Genomic DNA, 14550 nt, shown 5'->3' with positions numbered 1-14550 from the left:
AACATGAGCATTCAGGATATCGTCGATTTCAGTCAGGCCACCACCCAGCCCGATCGCTATCGGCCAGACCCGGCCAAAGTCCTCAAGGGCGACCCCGAACAAACGGTGTACAACCACTACAACAGCCCGTGCGGCCAGATGAGTGCAGGTGTCTGGGAAGGCGAAGTCGGTCAGTGGCGGGTGAACTACACCGAACACGAATACTGCGAAATCGTTCAGGGGGTGTCAGTGCTGCGCGATGACAACGGCGGCGCCAAGACCCTGCGCGTGGGCGATCGCTTCGTGATTCCGGCCGGTTTCAAAGGCACCTGGGAAGTGCTGGAGCCGTGCCGCAAGATTTATGTGGTGTTTGAACAGAAGGCTTGAGGGTTTGTGCCGCTTGAACCGACAGGCAACAAAAAAGGCCCGTATCTCGCGATACGGGCCTTTTTCGTAAGGAGGAAAAATCAATTACTTGATTTTGCCTTCTTTGTAGATCACGTGCTTACGAACAACCGGATCATATTTCTTGATCTCGATTTTGTCCGGAGTAGTGCGCTTGTTCTTGTCGGTAGTGTAGAAGTGACCAGTACCGGCGCTCGAAATCAAACGAATCAATTCACGCATGATTAGCTCCCTTAGATCTTGCCATCGCGACGGATTTCGGCCAGCACGACATCAATGCCACGCTTGTCGATGATACGCATGCCTTTGGCAGATACGCGCAGACGCACAAAACGTTTCTCGGACTCAACCCAGAAGCGGTGATGCTGCAGGTTCGGCAGGAAACGACGACGGGTTTTGTTGTTTGCGTGGGAAATGTTATTCCCAGTCACCGGACCCTTACCGGTAACTTGACAGACTCTCGACATGCCTCAGCCCTCTAAAACCACATGCCCAACCCGGCATGGGTTGGCCGCTTAATCTCTCAGTCATTTGGCGCCAGGCGCCGCGTTTCTTTAAGGGTCTTACCGGCTACACCTACAAACGAAGGAACCGGGCCCCTAGAAAAGAGCGCTGCTTTATACCAGAAAGACCAGAGAGCAACAACAACCGGTGTGAATTGAGTTGATAAAAACCCGTTTTTTCGGGCGCAGAGCGCCTTGGGCAAAGGCTAAGCCCGATAGCGACCGCTCGTCGCAGAGAATCGGCCAACGGGACAATTCAGGGTTTTTCTCAACCGTCACTCACCGAAAACAATCGCCCATACTCCCCTGAAAATGAAAAAGGGGATAGTCATTTGCAAAAGAGCCCACTAGGGTAAGCCTTTTCCAGACTGCACTTGCAGATGGGCCTTCTATCTGTAAAGGAATCCGACCATGCGCCTCGCTGCCCTACCACTGTTGCTCGCCCCGCTTCTGCTGAGCCCCCTGGCCCATGCCGCCGCCCTGAGCGTCTGCACCGAGGCCAGTCCGGAAGGGTTCGACGTGGTGCAATACAACTCGTTGACCACCACCAACGCCTCGGCCGACGTGCTGATGAACCGCCTGGTGGACTTCGACACGGCCAGCGGCAAAGTGGTCGCCAGCCTCGCGGACAGCTGGGACGTCACGCCCGACGGCCTGACCTACGTCTTCAAGTTGCATCCGCAGGTGAAATTTCACCGCACCGAGTATTTCAGCCCGACGCGCGACTTGACCGCCGAAGACGTGAAATTCAGTTTCGACCGCATGCTCGATCCGGCAAACCCGTGGCACAAAATCGCCCAGAGCGGCTTCCCGCACGCTCAGTCGATGCAGTTACCGACACTGATCAAAAAGATCGACGCCCTGGACCCGCTCACCATCCGCTTCACCCTCGATCACCCGGACTCGACGTTCCTGCCGACCCTGACCATGGGCTTCGCCTCGATCTATTCGGCCGAGTACGCCGAGCAACTGATGAAGGCCGGTACTCCGGAGAAGCTCAACAGCCAGCCGATCGGCAGCGGCCCGTTCATCTTCACGCGTTTCCAGAAAGATGCCTCGATTCGCTATAAGGCCAACCGCGACTACTTCCAGGGCAAGCCATCGGTGGACCCGTTGATCTTCGCGATCACCCCGGACGCCAACGTGCGGTTGCAGAAATTGCGCCGCAACGAGTGCCAGATCGCCCTGTCGCCGAAGCCGCTGGACGTACAGGCTGCGAAGCAGGAGCCGACCCTGAAGGTGGAAAAGACTGACGCCTTCATGACCGCATTCGTCGGCATCAATAGCCAACATCCGCCGCTGGACAAGCCGGAAGTGCGCCAGGCAATCAACCTGGCGTTCGACAAGGCCAACTACCTCAAGGCCGTATTCGAAGACACCGCCGAGCCTGCCAATGGGCCCTACCCACCCAACACCTGGAGCTATGCCAAAAACTTGCCGGGCTACCCGCATGATGTCGAGAAAGCCCGGGCATTGATGGCCAAGGCCGGGCTCAAGAACGGTTTTCAGACCACCATCTGGACCCGTCCTTCCGGCAGCCTGCTGAACCCCAACCCGAGCCTCGGTGCGCAATTGCTTCAGTCCGACCTGGCGGAAATCGGCATTCAAGCAGAGATCCGCGTGATCGAATGGGGCGAACTGATTCGCCGCGCCAAGGCCGGCGAGCATGACCTGCTGTTCATGGGCTGGGCCGGCGACAACGGTGACCCGGACAACTTCCTCACGCCGCAGTTTTCCTGTGCGGCGATCAAAGCCGGCACCAACTTCGCCCGTTACTGCAACCAGGATCTGGACAAGCTGATCAGCGCCGGCAAGACCACTGGCGAGCAAGGTGTACGCACCAAGCTCTACGAACAGGCCCAGGCGCAAATACAGCAACAGGCATTGTGGCTGCCACTGGCCCACCCCACGGCCTTCGCCCTGACGCGCAAAGACGTCGAGGGTTATCGGGTCAGCCCGTTTGGCCGGCAGGATTACTCCAAGGTCAACTTCAAGTAGTCAGCGTCGCCAAAAGAAACCTGTGGCGAGGGGGCTTGCCCCCGTTGGGCTGCGAAGCAGCCCCAAAATCTCGGATGCACCAAAGATTTTGTGAGTGCTACGCACTCAAACGGGGCGGTGCGGCGTTCCGACAAGCTCCCTCGCCACAGGCCCGCGCCTGCATGGTTTTCGCTTAATCCCCTCTTACATCCACCCGTACTCGGCCATGGATAAAGGATCGCCATCGCCGACGATGAAATGGTCGAGCACTCCCACATCGATCAGGTCCAGCGCTTCTTGCAGGCGCTTGGTCAGCAGCCAACTCTACGCCTGAAACAAAACTACGCTGCACGAGCCTGAAGGGGCAATCATTTAGAGTAGTGGCCCATTGCAACCTCACATCGAATAGGGCTTAATCGGATGGGGCTCCTCCCTCAAGCTTTAACTATGCAGTGTTACCACTGCAATAATCTGTGATGTACGCACATACGCCATTCTCGTTAGCGCTGAATGGTTGCCTATGCTAGAGGTTAGCGATGGGGCGTAAGGTAAAAGGCAGGGAGGAGCCCATCTCTTTTGAGGCGAACACTTGGGCTAGGAGCCATTCTTGAAGTTATTCGAGCCAGACAAGAACCCTCTCCGCGGACTGTCCTCCCTTGACAGCCTTTGCTCATTGCTTGACGTCCAGCAAGGACAGCTTCTATATATTTGCTACAGACGACTTCCTCAAGACAAGTACACTTCTTTTGAAATCCCAAAAAAACGAGGTGGAGTTAGGCGGATTGACGCTCCAAAAAAGGGATTGGGCCTCATACAGAAACGATTAGCTAATCTCCTCTCGGAACAAATCTCGTTCAAATCTTGCGTGAAAGGTTTTGTAAAGAAAGAAGGCATCTGCAAAAACGCACTTTTACACAAAAAATCAAACTGGGTTTTGAACGTAGACATTCAAGACTTTTTCGGATCAATCAACTTTGGTCGTGTTAGGGCAGCCTTTCTTGCAAAACCCTTTGAAATGTCAAATGAAGTAGCCACCGTCATAGCCCAAATATGCACGCATGAGAATCGACTTCCGCAAGGCGCACCCACTTCACCAGTCATAGCTAACATAATAGCAAGCATGCTTGATAACAAGGTGATACGCCTAGTTCAAAAGTATCGCCTTACGTACTCAAGATATGCTGATGACATGACAATCTCTGCTCGCAGGAATTTCCCCAAGGAAATAGCCTATACAAGCGAGGGAAAAACCATTGTAGGTGACGACCTAAAAAATGTTTTTGAACGGGCAAGATTCGAAGTAAACCCTAATAAAAGCCGGCTACAACCAAGATACAGCCGACAGGAAGTAACAGGACTTATCGTAAACAAAAAAACCAACATTCCCGTTGAATATAAGAACAAATTGCGATCAGCAATCAAGCAATGGATTGACAACCCCCAGCAGGCAGAAAAAAAGTATTACGTAGATATCAGGGGCGAAGACGAAAAAGACTTTGTTGCCTCAGACGACGGAGCAAGACTAAAAGCAAATATTTACGGTCGCCTTTCGTTCATGGCAATGGTCAAAGGACAGGATGATCCAACCTACATCAATCTAATTCTAAAAATGGCACAGCACGACAATCAACCACCTAAATTCGTGCAAAAAATTAAAGGAGAGCACAAAATGTATGACGTATTCCTGTGCCACGCTTCAGAAGACAAGGAAGCCATTGTTCGGCCACTCTACGAAGAACTCCAAAAATTTGGGCTAAGTGTCTTTTTGGACTCAGAGGAGATTGGATGGGGTGAATCGCTTATTGACATCATCAACAAGGCACTTCACAAATCTAAATATGTTATTGCCATCATGTCTGACAATTCGGTAGGAAAAAAGTGGCCTCAAAAAGAAATCAATGCAGTCCTAAACAGCGAAATAACAAACGGCACAAATAAATTACTACCCCTAGTAAGCGGAAATGCGGAAGACATTCTTAGCGAAAACTTCCTACTAAGCGACAAACTCTATAAGAAGTGGGACAACAATGCTGCCGAGATAGCAGCAGAAGTCTTGAAATTGATAAGAAAAACAAATAACCATTAAACCAAAGACACCAATACCACCTTGTCTAAATTACATTAATCCGAGGTTTCAAGCTGCAAGGTTAGAGCTTGCAGCTTCGGACTTGTCTCTACATCCACCCGTACTCGGCCATGGACAACGGATCGCCATCACCGACGATGAAATGGTCGAGCACCCGCACATCGATCAGGTCCAGCGCTTCTTGCAGGCGCTTGGTCAGCATCCGGTCGGCTTGACTGGGATTGGAGTTACCCGACGGATGGTTGTGGCAGAGGATCAACGCTGCGGCGTTGTGGGCCAAAGCGCGTTTAACCACTTGTCTTGGATAGACACTGGTACTGTCGATGGAGCCGCGAAACAGCACTTCAAAGGTCAGCACTTGATGTTTTGAATCCAGAAACAGACAGCCGAATACCTCGTGAGGCTCATGGCGCAGCATCGACTTCAGGTAATCACGAACCGCCTGCGGATTTTCCAGTGCCGATTTCTGGCGCGCACGTTCGGCTAAATGCCGCCTGCCCATTTCCTGTGCCGCTTGCAACTGAGCGAATTTCGCCGGCCCGAGCCCCAATTGCCTGCTGAACGCAGTTTGATCGGCTTCGAGCAGTGAACGCAGGCTGCCAAACTGACTCAGCAGATGTCGTGCCAGATCTACTGCACTTTTACCCGATACACCGGTACGTAAAAAAATCGCTAGCAACTCGGCGTCCGAAAGACTCGCCGAACCCAACTCAAGTAACCTCTCCCGCGGTCGCTCCGCCGCTGGCCAATCGCGAATGCTCATAACACCTCCATGTAAGTGGGCGCCGCTGTTCCGTAGCGGTCGCTGTGATATCGTAGCCCATCTTTTTTGCGGGCGATTTCACCCCTGGGGAGGGGGTATCGCCATGCAGTCATCAACGAAATGAAAGGCAGACCTATGCAGCGGCTGTATCGGAAACGCATCGTTCTGGGCGTCGGCGGCGGCATTGCTGCCTACAAGAGCGCCGAGCTGGTTCGCCGCCTGATCGACCAGGGCGCCGAAGTGCGCGTGGTCATGACCCGTGGCGGCAGCGAATTCATTACCCCGCTGACCATGCAGGCCCTGTCCGGGCACCCGGTCCACCTGGACCTGCTGGACCCGGCGGCCGAAGCCGCCATGGGTCACATCGAACTGGCCAAATGGGCCGACCTGGTATTGATCGCCCCCGCCACTGCGGACCTGATCGCTCGCCTGGCCCAAGGCATTGCCGACGACCTGCTGACCACGCTGGTGCTGGCCACCGACGCAGTAGTCGCCGTGGCGCCGGCGATGAATCAAGCCATGTGGCGCGACCCGGCGACCCAGGCCAACCTGCAAACCCTCGCAAGCCGCGACTTCAAAATCTTCGGCCCGGCCTCCGGCAGCCAGGCCTGCGGCGACGTCGGCATGGGCCGCATGCTCGAAGCCACCGACCTCGCCCAATGCGCGGCAGACTGCTTCCAGCGCCAGGCGCTGACCGGCAAACACGTGCTGATCACCGCCGGCCCGACCCAGGAAAACATCGACCCGGTGCGCTACATCACCAACCACAGCTCCGGCAAAATGGGCTTTGCCCTGGCCGAAGCCGCGGTAGAAGCCGGCGCCCGCGTGACCCTGATCACCGGCCCCGTGCACCTGCCGACCCCGGATCGCGTCACCCGCATCGACGTGGTCAGCGCCCGGGACATGCTCGCCGCTTGTGAAGCCGCGATTCCTTGCGACCTGTTCATCGCCTCGGCAGCGGTCGCGGACTACCGTCCGGAAGTCGTGGCCCCACAGAAACTCAAGAAAGACCCTACAAGCGGCGACGGCTTGTTGCTACAGATGGTGCGCAACCCAGACATTCTGGCCACCATCGCCACCCGTCCCGACCGTCCGTTCAGTGTCGGCTTTGCCGCCGAAACCGAACACCTGCTCGACTACGCTGCCCGCAAGTTGAAAGACAAGAACCTCGATCTGATTGTCGCCAACGACGTCGCCAACCCGAGTATTGGCTTCAACAGCGAAGAAAACGCCTGCAGCGTGATCGACCGGGAGCTGCACGCCACTATTTTTGCCCAGACCAGCAAAGGCAAGATTGCCCGCCAGCTGATCACTTTTATCGCCGAACGTCTGAACCAGGTTTAATTTACATGCACGCTTTGCAAGCCAAGATCCTCGACCCACGCATCGGCAGCGAATTTCCGCTGCCGCAGTACGCCACGCCCGGCTCCGCCGGCCTCGACCTGCGCGCCATGCTGGAAAAAGACACTGTCATCAAGCCGGGCGAGACCCTGCTGATCCCTACCGGCCTGTCGGTGTATATCGGCGATCCGGGCCTGGCGGCCTTGATTCTGCCGCGCTCCGGCCTGGGCCATAAGCACGGCATCGTGCTGGGCAACCTGGTCGGCCTGATCGACTCCGATTACCAGGGCCCGCTGATGGTCTCGTGCTGGAACCGTGGCCAGACCGATTTCAACATGGTCGTTGGCGAACGCCTCGCACAACTTGTTCTGGTACCAGTGGTTCAAGCGCACTTCGAAATGGTCGAAGAGTTTGTCGAAACCCAGCGCGGCACCGGCGGCTTCGGACATTCCGGCAGCCACTGATATGCCCCCTGTGGCGAGTGAGCTTGCTCGCGCTGGAAAGCGTAGCGGCCCCATGATTCTGGCAACAATTGCCGACTTTGTGAGTGCCGCGCACTCAAGCGGGAGCAAGTTCCCTCGCCACAAATCACACAGACGTCATCTGGAAGGTTTACCACTGAAAATCAAGGCATTGATCGACCCAATACTCGTCGACATTGGTGGCATGGCCTTTTCGCACCACGAACTCTCTGCGGAAAACGCCGTCATACCCTTCAGTCCGAGCCAGCCGACGAGTTCTTCGCCGGCAGGTCCAGCCACTTTCGAGATGGAGCATTCCTACAGATGAGCACCCCAGCCCAAGTCGCACCCAAGTTCCCCGACAGCATCTTCCGCGCCTACGACATTCGCGGCACCGTCCCGGAATTCTTGAACGCTGAAACCGCTTATTGGCTCGGTCGCGCCATCGGCTCCCAGAGCCTGGCCCAGGGCGAACCCAATGTGTCCGTCGGCCGCGACGGTCGCCTGTCCGGCCCGGAACTGGTGGAACAACTGATTCAGGGCCTGGCCGACAGCGGTTGCCACGTCAGCGACGTCGGCCTGGTGCCAACGCCAGCGCTGTACTACGCCGCCAACGTACTGGCCGGCAAATCCGGGGTGATGCTCACCGGCAGCCACAACCCGTCGAACTACAACGGCTTCAAGATCGTCATTGCTGGCGATACCCTGGCCAACGAACAGATCCAGGCCCTGCACGACCGTCTCAAGACCAACAACCTGAGCAGCGGCAAGGGCAGCATCACCAAGGTCGAGATCCTCGACCGCTACAACACCGAAATCGTCCAGGACATCAAACTCGCCCGCCGCCTGAAAGTGGTGGTCGATTGCGGCAACGGCGCGGCCGGCGTGATTGCCCCGCAACTGATCGAAGCCCTGAACTGCGAAGTCATCCCGCTGTTCTGCGATGTCGATGGCAACTTCCCGAACCATCACCCGGACCCGGGCAAGCTGGAAAACCTGGTAGACCTGATCGCCAAGGTCAAGGAAACCAACGCCGACCTGGGCCTGGCCTTCGACGGCGATGGCGACCGCGTAGGCGTGGTCACCAACACCGGCAGCGTCGTGTTCCCGGACCGCCTGCTGATGCTGTTCGCCAAGGATGTGGTAGCACGCAACCCCGACGCGGAAATCATCTTCGACGTCAAATGCACCCGTCGCCTGATCCCACTGATCAAAGAATATGGCGGTCGCCCACTGATGTGGAAAACAGGTCACTCGCTGATCAAAAAGAAAATGAAACAATCCGGCGCCCTGTTGGCCGGCGAAATGAGCGGGCATATCTTCTTCAAGGAGCGCTGGTTCGGTTTCGACGACGGCATTTACAGCGCCGCGCGGCTGCTGGAGATCCTCAGCAAAGAGAAATCCACCGCGGAAGAGTTGTTCGCGACCTTCCCGAACGATATTTCTACGCCGGAAATCAATATCCATGTGACCGAAGAGAGCAAATTCAGCATCATTGATGCACTGCACGACGCACAGTGGGGTGAAGGCGCCGACCTGACCACCATTGACGGCGTGCGAGTCGACTATGCCAAAGGCTGGGGCCTGGTTCGCGCCTCCAACACCACACCGGTGCTGGTGCTGCGCTTCGAGGCCGATGACGAGGCTGAATTGCAGCGCATCAAGGATGTATTCCACGTCCAGCTGAAGCGCGTTGCACCTGATCTCCAACTACCGTTTTGATCTATTGAAGCACCCGGAGCCCTGAATGACCCTCGAACGCGAAGCCGCCGCCAACACCGCCAAGGTCCTGTCCGAAGCGCTGCCTTACATTCGCCGCTATGTCGGCAAGACGCTGGTGATCAAATACGGCGGCAACGCGATGGAAAGCGAGGAGCTGAAAACCGGCTTCGCCCGCGACATCGTGCTGATGAAAGCCGTCGGCATCAACCCGGTGGTGGTTCACGGCGGCGGCCCGCAAATCGGCGACCTGCTCAAGCGACTGTCGATCGAGAGCCACTTTGTCGATGGCATGCGCGTCACCGACGCCGCGACCATGGACGTGGTGGAAATGGTCCTCGGCGGCCAGGTCAACAAGGACATCGTCAACCTGATCAACCGTCACGGCGGCAGCGCCATCGGCCTGACCGGTAAAGACGCCGAGCTGATTCGCGCGAAGAAGCTCACCGTCACCCGCCAGACCCCTGAGATGACCCAGCCGGAAATCATCGACATCGGCCACGTCGGCGAAGTGGTCGGGATCAACACCGACCTGCTGAACCTGCTGGTCAAAGGCGATTTCATTCCGGTGATCGCGCCGATCGGCGTCGGTGCCAACGGCGAGTCGTACAACATCAACGCCGATCTGGTGGCCGGTAAAGTGGCCGAGGCTCTGAAAGCTGAGAAGCTGATGCTGCTGACCAACATTGCCGGCCTGATGGACAAGAGCGGCAAGGTCCTGACCGGCCTGAGCACCCAGCAAGTCGACGACCTGATCGCCGACGGCACCATCTACGGCGGCATGCTGCCGAAGATCCGTTGCGCGCTGGAAGCGGTACAGGGTGGCGTGGGCAGCTCGCTGATCATTGATGGTCGGGTGCCAAATGCAATTCTGCTGGAAATCTTCACCGACACCGGTGTGGGTACGCTGATCAGCAATCGCAAGCGTCCCTGATTCAAAACCTTAAAAAGATCGCAGCCTTCGGCAGCACCTACGGATTTCGGATGTACGAAAAACCTGTAGGAGCTGACGAAGTCTGCGATCTTTTTTATGCGCGCCGGAAATGCCTGACCTGATTGGGCGAAACGTCCGACTTCACGAAGGAAGCAATCTGCATAGGATCTTCTCTGAATCCACAGGAGGTCTACCCATGCAAAAAGACTACGTCCCTTACGGCAGCGATGTTTCACCTGGCACCTATGCCTGTGTCGATTGCGGTCACGAATACTCGAATCAGGGCAAAACATCGATGCCGCCCTGCCCGCAACTCCGCAAGACCGCACACACCCGTCATGGCTGGAGAATTCTGACTGGCCAGGGCGATGCTGTGGCTGATCCGTACCCGGAGAAAACCAATGAACCCAGCGGGATCAAAAAAGCCGAGACATTCAGCAGCACCAGCAAAAAATAATGCTGGGGGACTGGGCCATACATAAACAAAAGACCCCGCTCAACATGCTGAGCGGGGTCTTTTGCTGTCTGCAATCCCTGTGGGAGCGTGATTACACGCCGAACTGGGCGCGGTAGGCTTCAACCGCAGGCAAATGTTGCTTGAGCTGCGGATCGTCAGCCAGGAACTCCAGCACCTGGTTCAGCGAAACGATGCTGATCACCGGAATGCCGAAGTCACGTTCCACTTCCTGGATGGCCGACAACTCACCATTGCCACGCTCCTGACGGTTCAGGGCGATCAGCACACCGGCAGCTTTGGCGCCGTCCTGGGAAGCGATGATCTGCATCACTTCGCGGATGGCGGTGCCCGCGGTGATCACGTCGTCGATGATCAGCACGTCGCCAGTCAATGGCGCGCCAACCAGGCTGCCACCTTCGCCGTGGGCCTTGGCTTCCTTGCGATTGAAGCACCATGGCAGGTCACGGTCGTGATGTTCGGCCAGTGCCACGGCGGTGGCTGCCGCCAACGGGATGCCTTTGTAGGCCGGGCCGAACAGTACGTCGAAGGAAATACCGCTCTCGACGATGGCTGCCGCATAGAAACGGCCCAGCTGTGCCAGGGCCTTCCCTGAGTTGAACAGGCCGGCATTGAAGAAGTATGGACTGGTGCGCCCGGACTTCAGGGTGAACTCACCGAAGCGCAAAACGCCGCGATCGATGGCAAAACGAATGAAATCGCGTTGATACGCTTGCATGAAAAAAACCCCAAATACCACGGATTTAGCTAATTAGGTAGACGCCGTGTATCATACCCGCACGCGATTTTTGGGGCCACTTATGCGGATCATCAGTGTGAACGTCAATGGTATTCAGGCTGCAGTCGAGCGTGGTTTGCTCAGTTGGCTGCAAGCACAGAATGCCGACGTCATCTGCCTGCAGGACACCCGCGCCTCCGCCTTTGAACTGGACGATCCAGCCTTCCAACTGGATGGCTACTTCCTTTATGCCTGCGAAGCCGAAGTTCCCGCCCAAGGTGGCGTGGCTTTGTACTCGCGGTTGCAACCGAAGGCTGTCATCAGCGGTCTCGGCTTCGAGACGGCCGACCGCTACGGGCGCTACCTGCAAGCCGATTTCGACAAGGTCAGCATCGCGACCTTGCTGCTCCCTTCGGGGCAGAATGGCGATGAAGACTTGAACCAGAAGTTCAAGCTAATGGACGACTTCGCCCGTTATCTGGATAAACAGCGACGCAAACGTCGCGAGTACATTTATTGTGGCTCGCTGTACGTGGCGCAACAGAAGCTGGATATCAAGAACTGGCGCGACAGCCAGCAATCCCCGGGCTTCCTGGCGCCTGAGCGTGCCTGGATGGACGAGATTGTCGGCAACATGGGTTATGTCGACGCCCTGCGGGAAGTCAGCCGCGAAGGCGACCAGTACAGCTGGTGGCCGGACAACGAACAGGCCGAGATGCTCAACCTGGGCTGGCGTTTCGACTACCAGTTGCTGACCCCTGGCCTGCGCCGCTTCGTACGCAGCGCACGCCTGCCACGTCAGCCACGGTTCTCGCAGCACGCACCGTTGATCGTGGACTACGACTGGACGCTGACGATCTAAGCGTCTTTTCGCAGATGCAAAAAAGCCGACATTGCTGTCGGCTTTTTTGTGCGCGCTGATTTTTACTGCCTGTTATTTGATCAACCGCCAGGTGAAGGGATAGCGGTAAGGCACCCCGTCATTGGCCTTGAGCCCGGCAATGATGCACAGCACCATCGCCCCGATCAGCACCAACGGCAGCAGCGCAAAACCGATCAACACCAGCATCAGCACGTAACAGATGCCCGAGACCAGGGCCACGGTAATCTGAAAGTTCAGCGCTTCTTTGCCTTGGGCATCGATGAACGGGTCGGCTTCACGCTTCCACTGCCAGAGTATCAGCGGCCCGATCAGGTGACCGAACGGAAACCAGACACCGAGAAACGCCGAGAGGTGACAAAACATCGCCCACTGGCGAGCCTCGGAGCTCGGGGTGGGAAGCAACTGCTGTTCATCACTCATGGCGCTCTCCTTTGCCGGACATCAAAACAATCAGTCAGCCAGTGCAGCCTTCTGCAGTTCGAAAATCTCGATCATGCCTTTCTTCGCCAGTGCCAGCATCGCGTTCAGCTCTTCCGGCTGGAACGGTGCGCCTTCGGCAGTGCCCTGGACTTCGATGAAACCACCAGTGCTGGTCATCACCACGTTGAGGTCAGTCTCGGCAGCCGAGTCTTCCAGGTAGTCGAGGTCAAGCACAGGTTCGCCCTGATACATGCCTACCGAAACGGCAGCGATCATTTGCTTGAGCGGGTCGCCACCTTTGAGGCCGCCGCGCTTCTTGATCACTTTCAAGGCATCGACCAGTGCAACCATGGCGCCGGTGATGGACGCGGTGCGGGTGCCGCCATCAGCCTGGATCACGTCGCAGTCGACGTACAAGGTGACGTCGCCCAGCTTGGACATGTCCAGCGCAGCGCGCAGGGAACGACCGATCAGCCGCTGGATTTCCAGAGTGCGGCCGCCTTGCTTGCCGCGGCTCGCCTCACGCTGGTTACGCTCGCCAGTGGCGCGCGGCAGCATGCCGTATTCAGCGGTCAACCAGCCCTGGCCCTGCCCCTTGAGGAAACGCGGCACGCCGTTCTCGACGCTGACGGTGCAGATGACCTTGGTATCACCGAACTCGACCAGTACAGATCCCTCGGCGTGTTTGGTGTAGTTGCGGGTAATGCGGATCGAGCGGAGCTGATCGGCAGCGCGACCACTTGGACGTTTCATAGGGATTACCTGTACGGGGGACGGAAAACTGCCGAGCATTATAGAGCCGTGGGCCGCGAGTGGGCACTTCTAAAAAAATCACCCGACGATTGAAGGCTCTGAATAGAGCGTAGCCGACGGCCTGCAGCCCATTGTCACAGCGTGTGATTGGGCGCATCCGCCCCACTGCGCTACAATCCTGCGCCTTTGCTGCCTGTCGGCTTTAATTCACAGATAGCGGGTCCGCGAACCATGGGTTACGCGCCGACCTGCATTGCGAGGTACCTCCATGGTGCACAGCATGACCGCCTTCGCCCGCGTCGAGCAAGCCGGCGTCCAGGGCACCCTGAGCTGGGAGCTGCGCTCGGTCAACAGCCGCTACCTGGAACCCCATCTGCGCCTGCCGGAATCTTTCCGCGACCTCGAGGGCGCCGTCCGCGAAGCCCTGCGCCAGGGAATTTCCCGGGGCAAGCTCGAATGCACCCTGCGTTTCACCGAAGAAAGCACTGGCAAACCGCTGCAAGTGGACCGCGAGCGCGCCGCGCAATTGGTCGCTGCCGCCGAGACCGTCGCCAGCCTGATCAAGAACCCTGCCGCGCTGAACCCGCTGGAAGTCCTGGCCTGGCCCGGCGTGCTGGTGGCCGACGCCGCCGACCCGCAAGCGCTGAATGCCGAAGCCATGGCGCTGTTCAACCAAGGCCTGAAAGAACTCAAGGCCGGCCGCGAGCGCGAAGGCGCGGAGCTGGCGCGGTTGATCAACGAACGCCTGACGTCCATTGAAGAAGATGTGGTGATCCTGCGTGAGCTGGTCCCGCAGATGCTCGCCACGCAGCGTCAGAAAGTCCTCGACCGCTTCACCGACATGAAGGCCGACCTCGACCCGCAGCGCCTGGAGCAGGAAATGGTCATGCTCGCGCAAAAGAGCGACGTCGCCGAAGAACTGGATCGCCTGAGCACTCACATCATCGAAGTTCGCCGGGTGCTCAAATCCGGCGGCGCTGCCGGTCGACGCCTGGATTTCCTGATGCAGGAGCTCAACCGCGAAGCCAACACACTGGGCTCCAAAGCCTTCGACCCGCGCAGCACCCAAGCGGCGGTCAACCTCAAGGTGTTGATCGAGCAGATGCGCGAACAAGTACAGAATATTGAGTAAG

Annotated in this window: 15 protein-coding genes and 2 pseudogenes; 10 read left to right on the top strand and 7 right to left on the bottom strand. The window is 57.4% G+C overall.

Features of this window, described 5'->3' with window-relative positions:
* The first annotated feature begins 3 nt into the window (after window positions 1-3).
* Complete coding sequence (locus tag ACEN8R_RS25030; RefSeq protein WP_018927493.1) at window positions 4-366, top strand: cupin domain-containing protein; 363 nt, start codon at window positions 4-6, stop codon at window positions 364-366.
* A gap of 84 nt (window positions 367-450) precedes the next feature.
* On the opposite strand, the gene rpmG is transcribed toward ACEN8R_RS25030, so the two are convergent.
* Complete coding sequence (gene rpmG / locus ACEN8R_RS25025) at window positions 451-606, bottom strand: 50S ribosomal protein L33 (protein WP_003177274.1); 156 nt, start codon at window positions 604-606, stop codon at window positions 451-453.
* Between the two features lie 11 nt (window positions 607-617).
* Window positions 618-851 carry a 50S ribosomal protein L28 gene (gene rpmB, locus ACEN8R_RS25020; RefSeq protein ID WP_018927492.1) on the bottom strand — a complete coding sequence of 78 codons (234 nt, stop codon included), beginning with the start codon at window positions 849-851 and terminating at the stop codon, window positions 618-620.
* A gap of 447 nt (window positions 852-1298) precedes the next feature.
* Between rpmB and ACEN8R_RS25015 the strand changes: the two genes are divergently transcribed.
* The gene (locus tag ACEN8R_RS25015) at window positions 1299-2885 is read left to right on the top strand and encodes an ABC transporter substrate-binding protein (RefSeq protein WP_018927491.1); all 1587 of its coding nucleotides are present in this window, start codon (window positions 1299-1301) and stop codon (window positions 2883-2885) included.
* 183 nt (window positions 2886-3068) lie between these two features.
* On the opposite strand, the pseudogene ACEN8R_RS25010 reads toward ACEN8R_RS25015, so the two are convergent.
* Window positions 3069-3179, bottom strand: a pseudogene (locus ACEN8R_RS25010) (JAB domain-containing protein); the annotation flags it as partial.
* Between the two features lie 292 nt (window positions 3180-3471).
* Between ACEN8R_RS25010 and ACEN8R_RS25005 the strand changes: the two are divergent.
* Complete coding sequence (locus tag ACEN8R_RS25005; RefSeq protein ID WP_495624415.1) at window positions 3472-4950, top strand: TIR domain-containing anti-phage reverse transcriptase; 1479 nt, start codon at window positions 3472-3474, stop codon at window positions 4948-4950.
* Window positions 4951-5038: 88 nt separating this feature from the next.
* Here the strand turns inward: ACEN8R_RS25005 and radC are convergent, their stop codons facing one another.
* Window positions 5039-5713, bottom strand: coding sequence for a RadC family protein (gene radC / locus ACEN8R_RS25000; RefSeq protein ID WP_086944350.1), 675 nt, complete (start codon window positions 5711-5713; stop codon window positions 5039-5041).
* A 135-nt stretch (window positions 5714-5848) separates the two neighbouring features.
* Between radC and coaBC the strand changes: the two genes are divergently transcribed.
* The 5 genes and pseudogenes from coaBC (at window position 5849) to ACEN8R_RS24975 (ending at window position 10625) form a co-directional block, all read left to right on the top strand.
* Window positions 5849-7057 (top strand): bifunctional phosphopantothenoylcysteine decarboxylase/phosphopantothenate--cysteine ligase CoaBC, encoded by a 1209-nt coding sequence (gene coaBC / locus ACEN8R_RS24995; protein ID WP_018927489.1) that lies wholly within the window; start codon window positions 5849-5851, stop codon window positions 7055-7057.
* 5 nt (window positions 7058-7062) lie between these two features.
* On the top strand, window positions 7063-7518 hold the full coding sequence (gene dut, locus ACEN8R_RS24990) for a dUTP diphosphatase (RefSeq protein WP_018927488.1): 456 nt from the start codon (window positions 7063-7065) through the stop codon (window positions 7516-7518).
* A gap of 342 nt (window positions 7519-7860) precedes the next feature.
* Window positions 7861-9237, top strand: a pseudogene (locus ACEN8R_RS24985) (phosphomannomutase/phosphoglucomutase); the annotation flags it as partial.
* A 25-nt stretch (window positions 9238-9262) separates the two neighbouring features.
* Window positions 9263-10168, top strand: coding sequence for an acetylglutamate kinase (gene argB, locus ACEN8R_RS24980; RefSeq protein ID WP_018927486.1), 906 nt, complete (start codon window positions 9263-9265; stop codon window positions 10166-10168).
* A 196-nt stretch (window positions 10169-10364) separates the two neighbouring features.
* Window positions 10365-10625, top strand: a complete 261-nt coding sequence (locus ACEN8R_RS24975; protein ID WP_018927485.1) for a zinc ribbon-containing protein — start codon at window positions 10365-10367, stop codon at window positions 10623-10625.
* A 91-nt stretch (window positions 10626-10716) separates the two neighbouring features.
* Here the strand turns inward: ACEN8R_RS24975 and pyrE are convergent, their stop codons facing one another.
* Complete coding sequence (pyrE, locus tag ACEN8R_RS24970) at window positions 10717-11361, bottom strand: orotate phosphoribosyltransferase (protein ID WP_018927484.1); 645 nt, start codon at window positions 11359-11361, stop codon at window positions 10717-10719.
* Between the two features lie 82 nt (window positions 11362-11443).
* Between pyrE and crc the strand changes: the two genes are divergently transcribed.
* Window positions 11444-12223, top strand: a complete 780-nt coding sequence (gene crc, locus ACEN8R_RS24965) for a catabolite repression control protein Crc (RefSeq protein ID WP_007934608.1) — start codon at window positions 11444-11446, stop codon at window positions 12221-12223.
* 72 nt (window positions 12224-12295) lie between these two features.
* Here crc and ACEN8R_RS24960 read toward each other — a convergent pair whose 3' ends face one another.
* Both ACEN8R_RS24960 and rph read right to left on the bottom strand, forming a co-directional pair.
* Window positions 12296-12664 carry a DUF4870 domain-containing protein gene (locus tag ACEN8R_RS24960; RefSeq protein WP_018927483.1) on the bottom strand — a complete coding sequence of 123 codons (369 nt, stop codon included), beginning with the start codon at window positions 12662-12664 and terminating at the stop codon, window positions 12296-12298.
* A 30-nt stretch (window positions 12665-12694) separates the two neighbouring features.
* Window positions 12695-13417: a ribonuclease PH gene (gene rph, locus ACEN8R_RS24955; protein ID WP_007934600.1), complete on the bottom strand. Its 723-nt coding sequence runs from the start codon at window positions 13415-13417 to the stop codon at window positions 12695-12697.
* 268 nt (window positions 13418-13685) lie between these two features.
* On the opposite strand from rph, the gene ACEN8R_RS24950 reads away from it, so the two are divergent.
* The gene (locus ACEN8R_RS24950; protein ID WP_495624414.1) at window positions 13686-14549 is read left to right on the top strand and encodes a YicC/YloC family endoribonuclease; all 864 of its coding nucleotides are present in this window, start codon (window positions 13686-13688) and stop codon (window positions 14547-14549) included.
* The last annotated feature ends 1 nt before the right edge of the window (window position 14550 follow it).

Source organism: Pseudomonas sp. Pseusp15 (genome assembly GCF_059492165.1).
This window is presented reverse-complemented; position numbering and strand designations above follow the sequence as displayed.

What these genes read in the sequence shown, in the direction of transcription:
- ACEN8R_RS25030 (WP_018927493.1), top strand. Translation starts at nt 4, where the DNA reads ATGAGCATTCAGGATATCGTCGATTTCAGTCAGGCCACCACCCAGCCC.
- rpmG (WP_003177274.1), bottom strand. Translation starts at nt 606, where the DNA reads ATGCGTGAATTGATTCGTTTGATTTCGAGCGCCGGTACTGGTCACTTC.
- rpmB (WP_018927492.1), bottom strand. Translation starts at nt 851, where the DNA reads ATGTCGAGAGTCTGTCAAGTTACCGGTAAGGGTCCGGTGACTGGGAAT.
- ACEN8R_RS25015 (WP_018927491.1), top strand. Translation starts at nt 1,299, where the DNA reads ATGCGCCTCGCTGCCCTACCACTGTTGCTCGCCCCGCTTCTGCTGAGC.
- radC (WP_086944350.1), bottom strand. Translation starts at nt 5,713, where the DNA reads ATGAGCATTCGCGATTGGCCAGCGGCGGAGCGACCGCGGGAGAGGTTA.
- coaBC (WP_018927489.1), top strand. Translation starts at nt 5,849, where the DNA reads ATGCAGCGGCTGTATCGGAAACGCATCGTTCTGGGCGTCGGCGGCGGC.
- dut (WP_018927488.1), top strand. Translation starts at nt 7,063, where the DNA reads ATGCACGCTTTGCAAGCCAAGATCCTCGACCCACGCATCGGCAGCGAA.
- argB (WP_018927486.1), top strand. Translation starts at nt 9,263, where the DNA reads ATGACCCTCGAACGCGAAGCCGCCGCCAACACCGCCAAGGTCCTGTCC.
- ACEN8R_RS24975 (WP_018927485.1), top strand. Translation starts at nt 10,365, where the DNA reads ATGCAAAAAGACTACGTCCCTTACGGCAGCGATGTTTCACCTGGCACC.
- pyrE (WP_018927484.1), bottom strand. Translation starts at nt 11,361, where the DNA reads ATGCAAGCGTATCAACGCGATTTCATTCGTTTTGCCATCGATCGCGGC.
- crc (WP_007934608.1), top strand. Translation starts at nt 11,444, where the DNA reads ATGCGGATCATCAGTGTGAACGTCAATGGTATTCAGGCTGCAGTCGAG.
- ACEN8R_RS24960 (WP_018927483.1), bottom strand. Translation starts at nt 12,664, where the DNA reads ATGAGTGATGAACAGCAGTTGCTTCCCACCCCGAGCTCCGAGGCTCGC.
- rph (WP_007934600.1), bottom strand. Translation starts at nt 13,417, where the DNA reads ATGAAACGTCCAAGTGGTCGCGCTGCCGATCAGCTCCGCTCGATCCGC.
- ACEN8R_RS24950 (WP_495624414.1), top strand. Translation starts at nt 13,686, where the DNA reads ATGGTGCACAGCATGACCGCCTTCGCCCGCGTCGAGCAAGCCGGCGTC.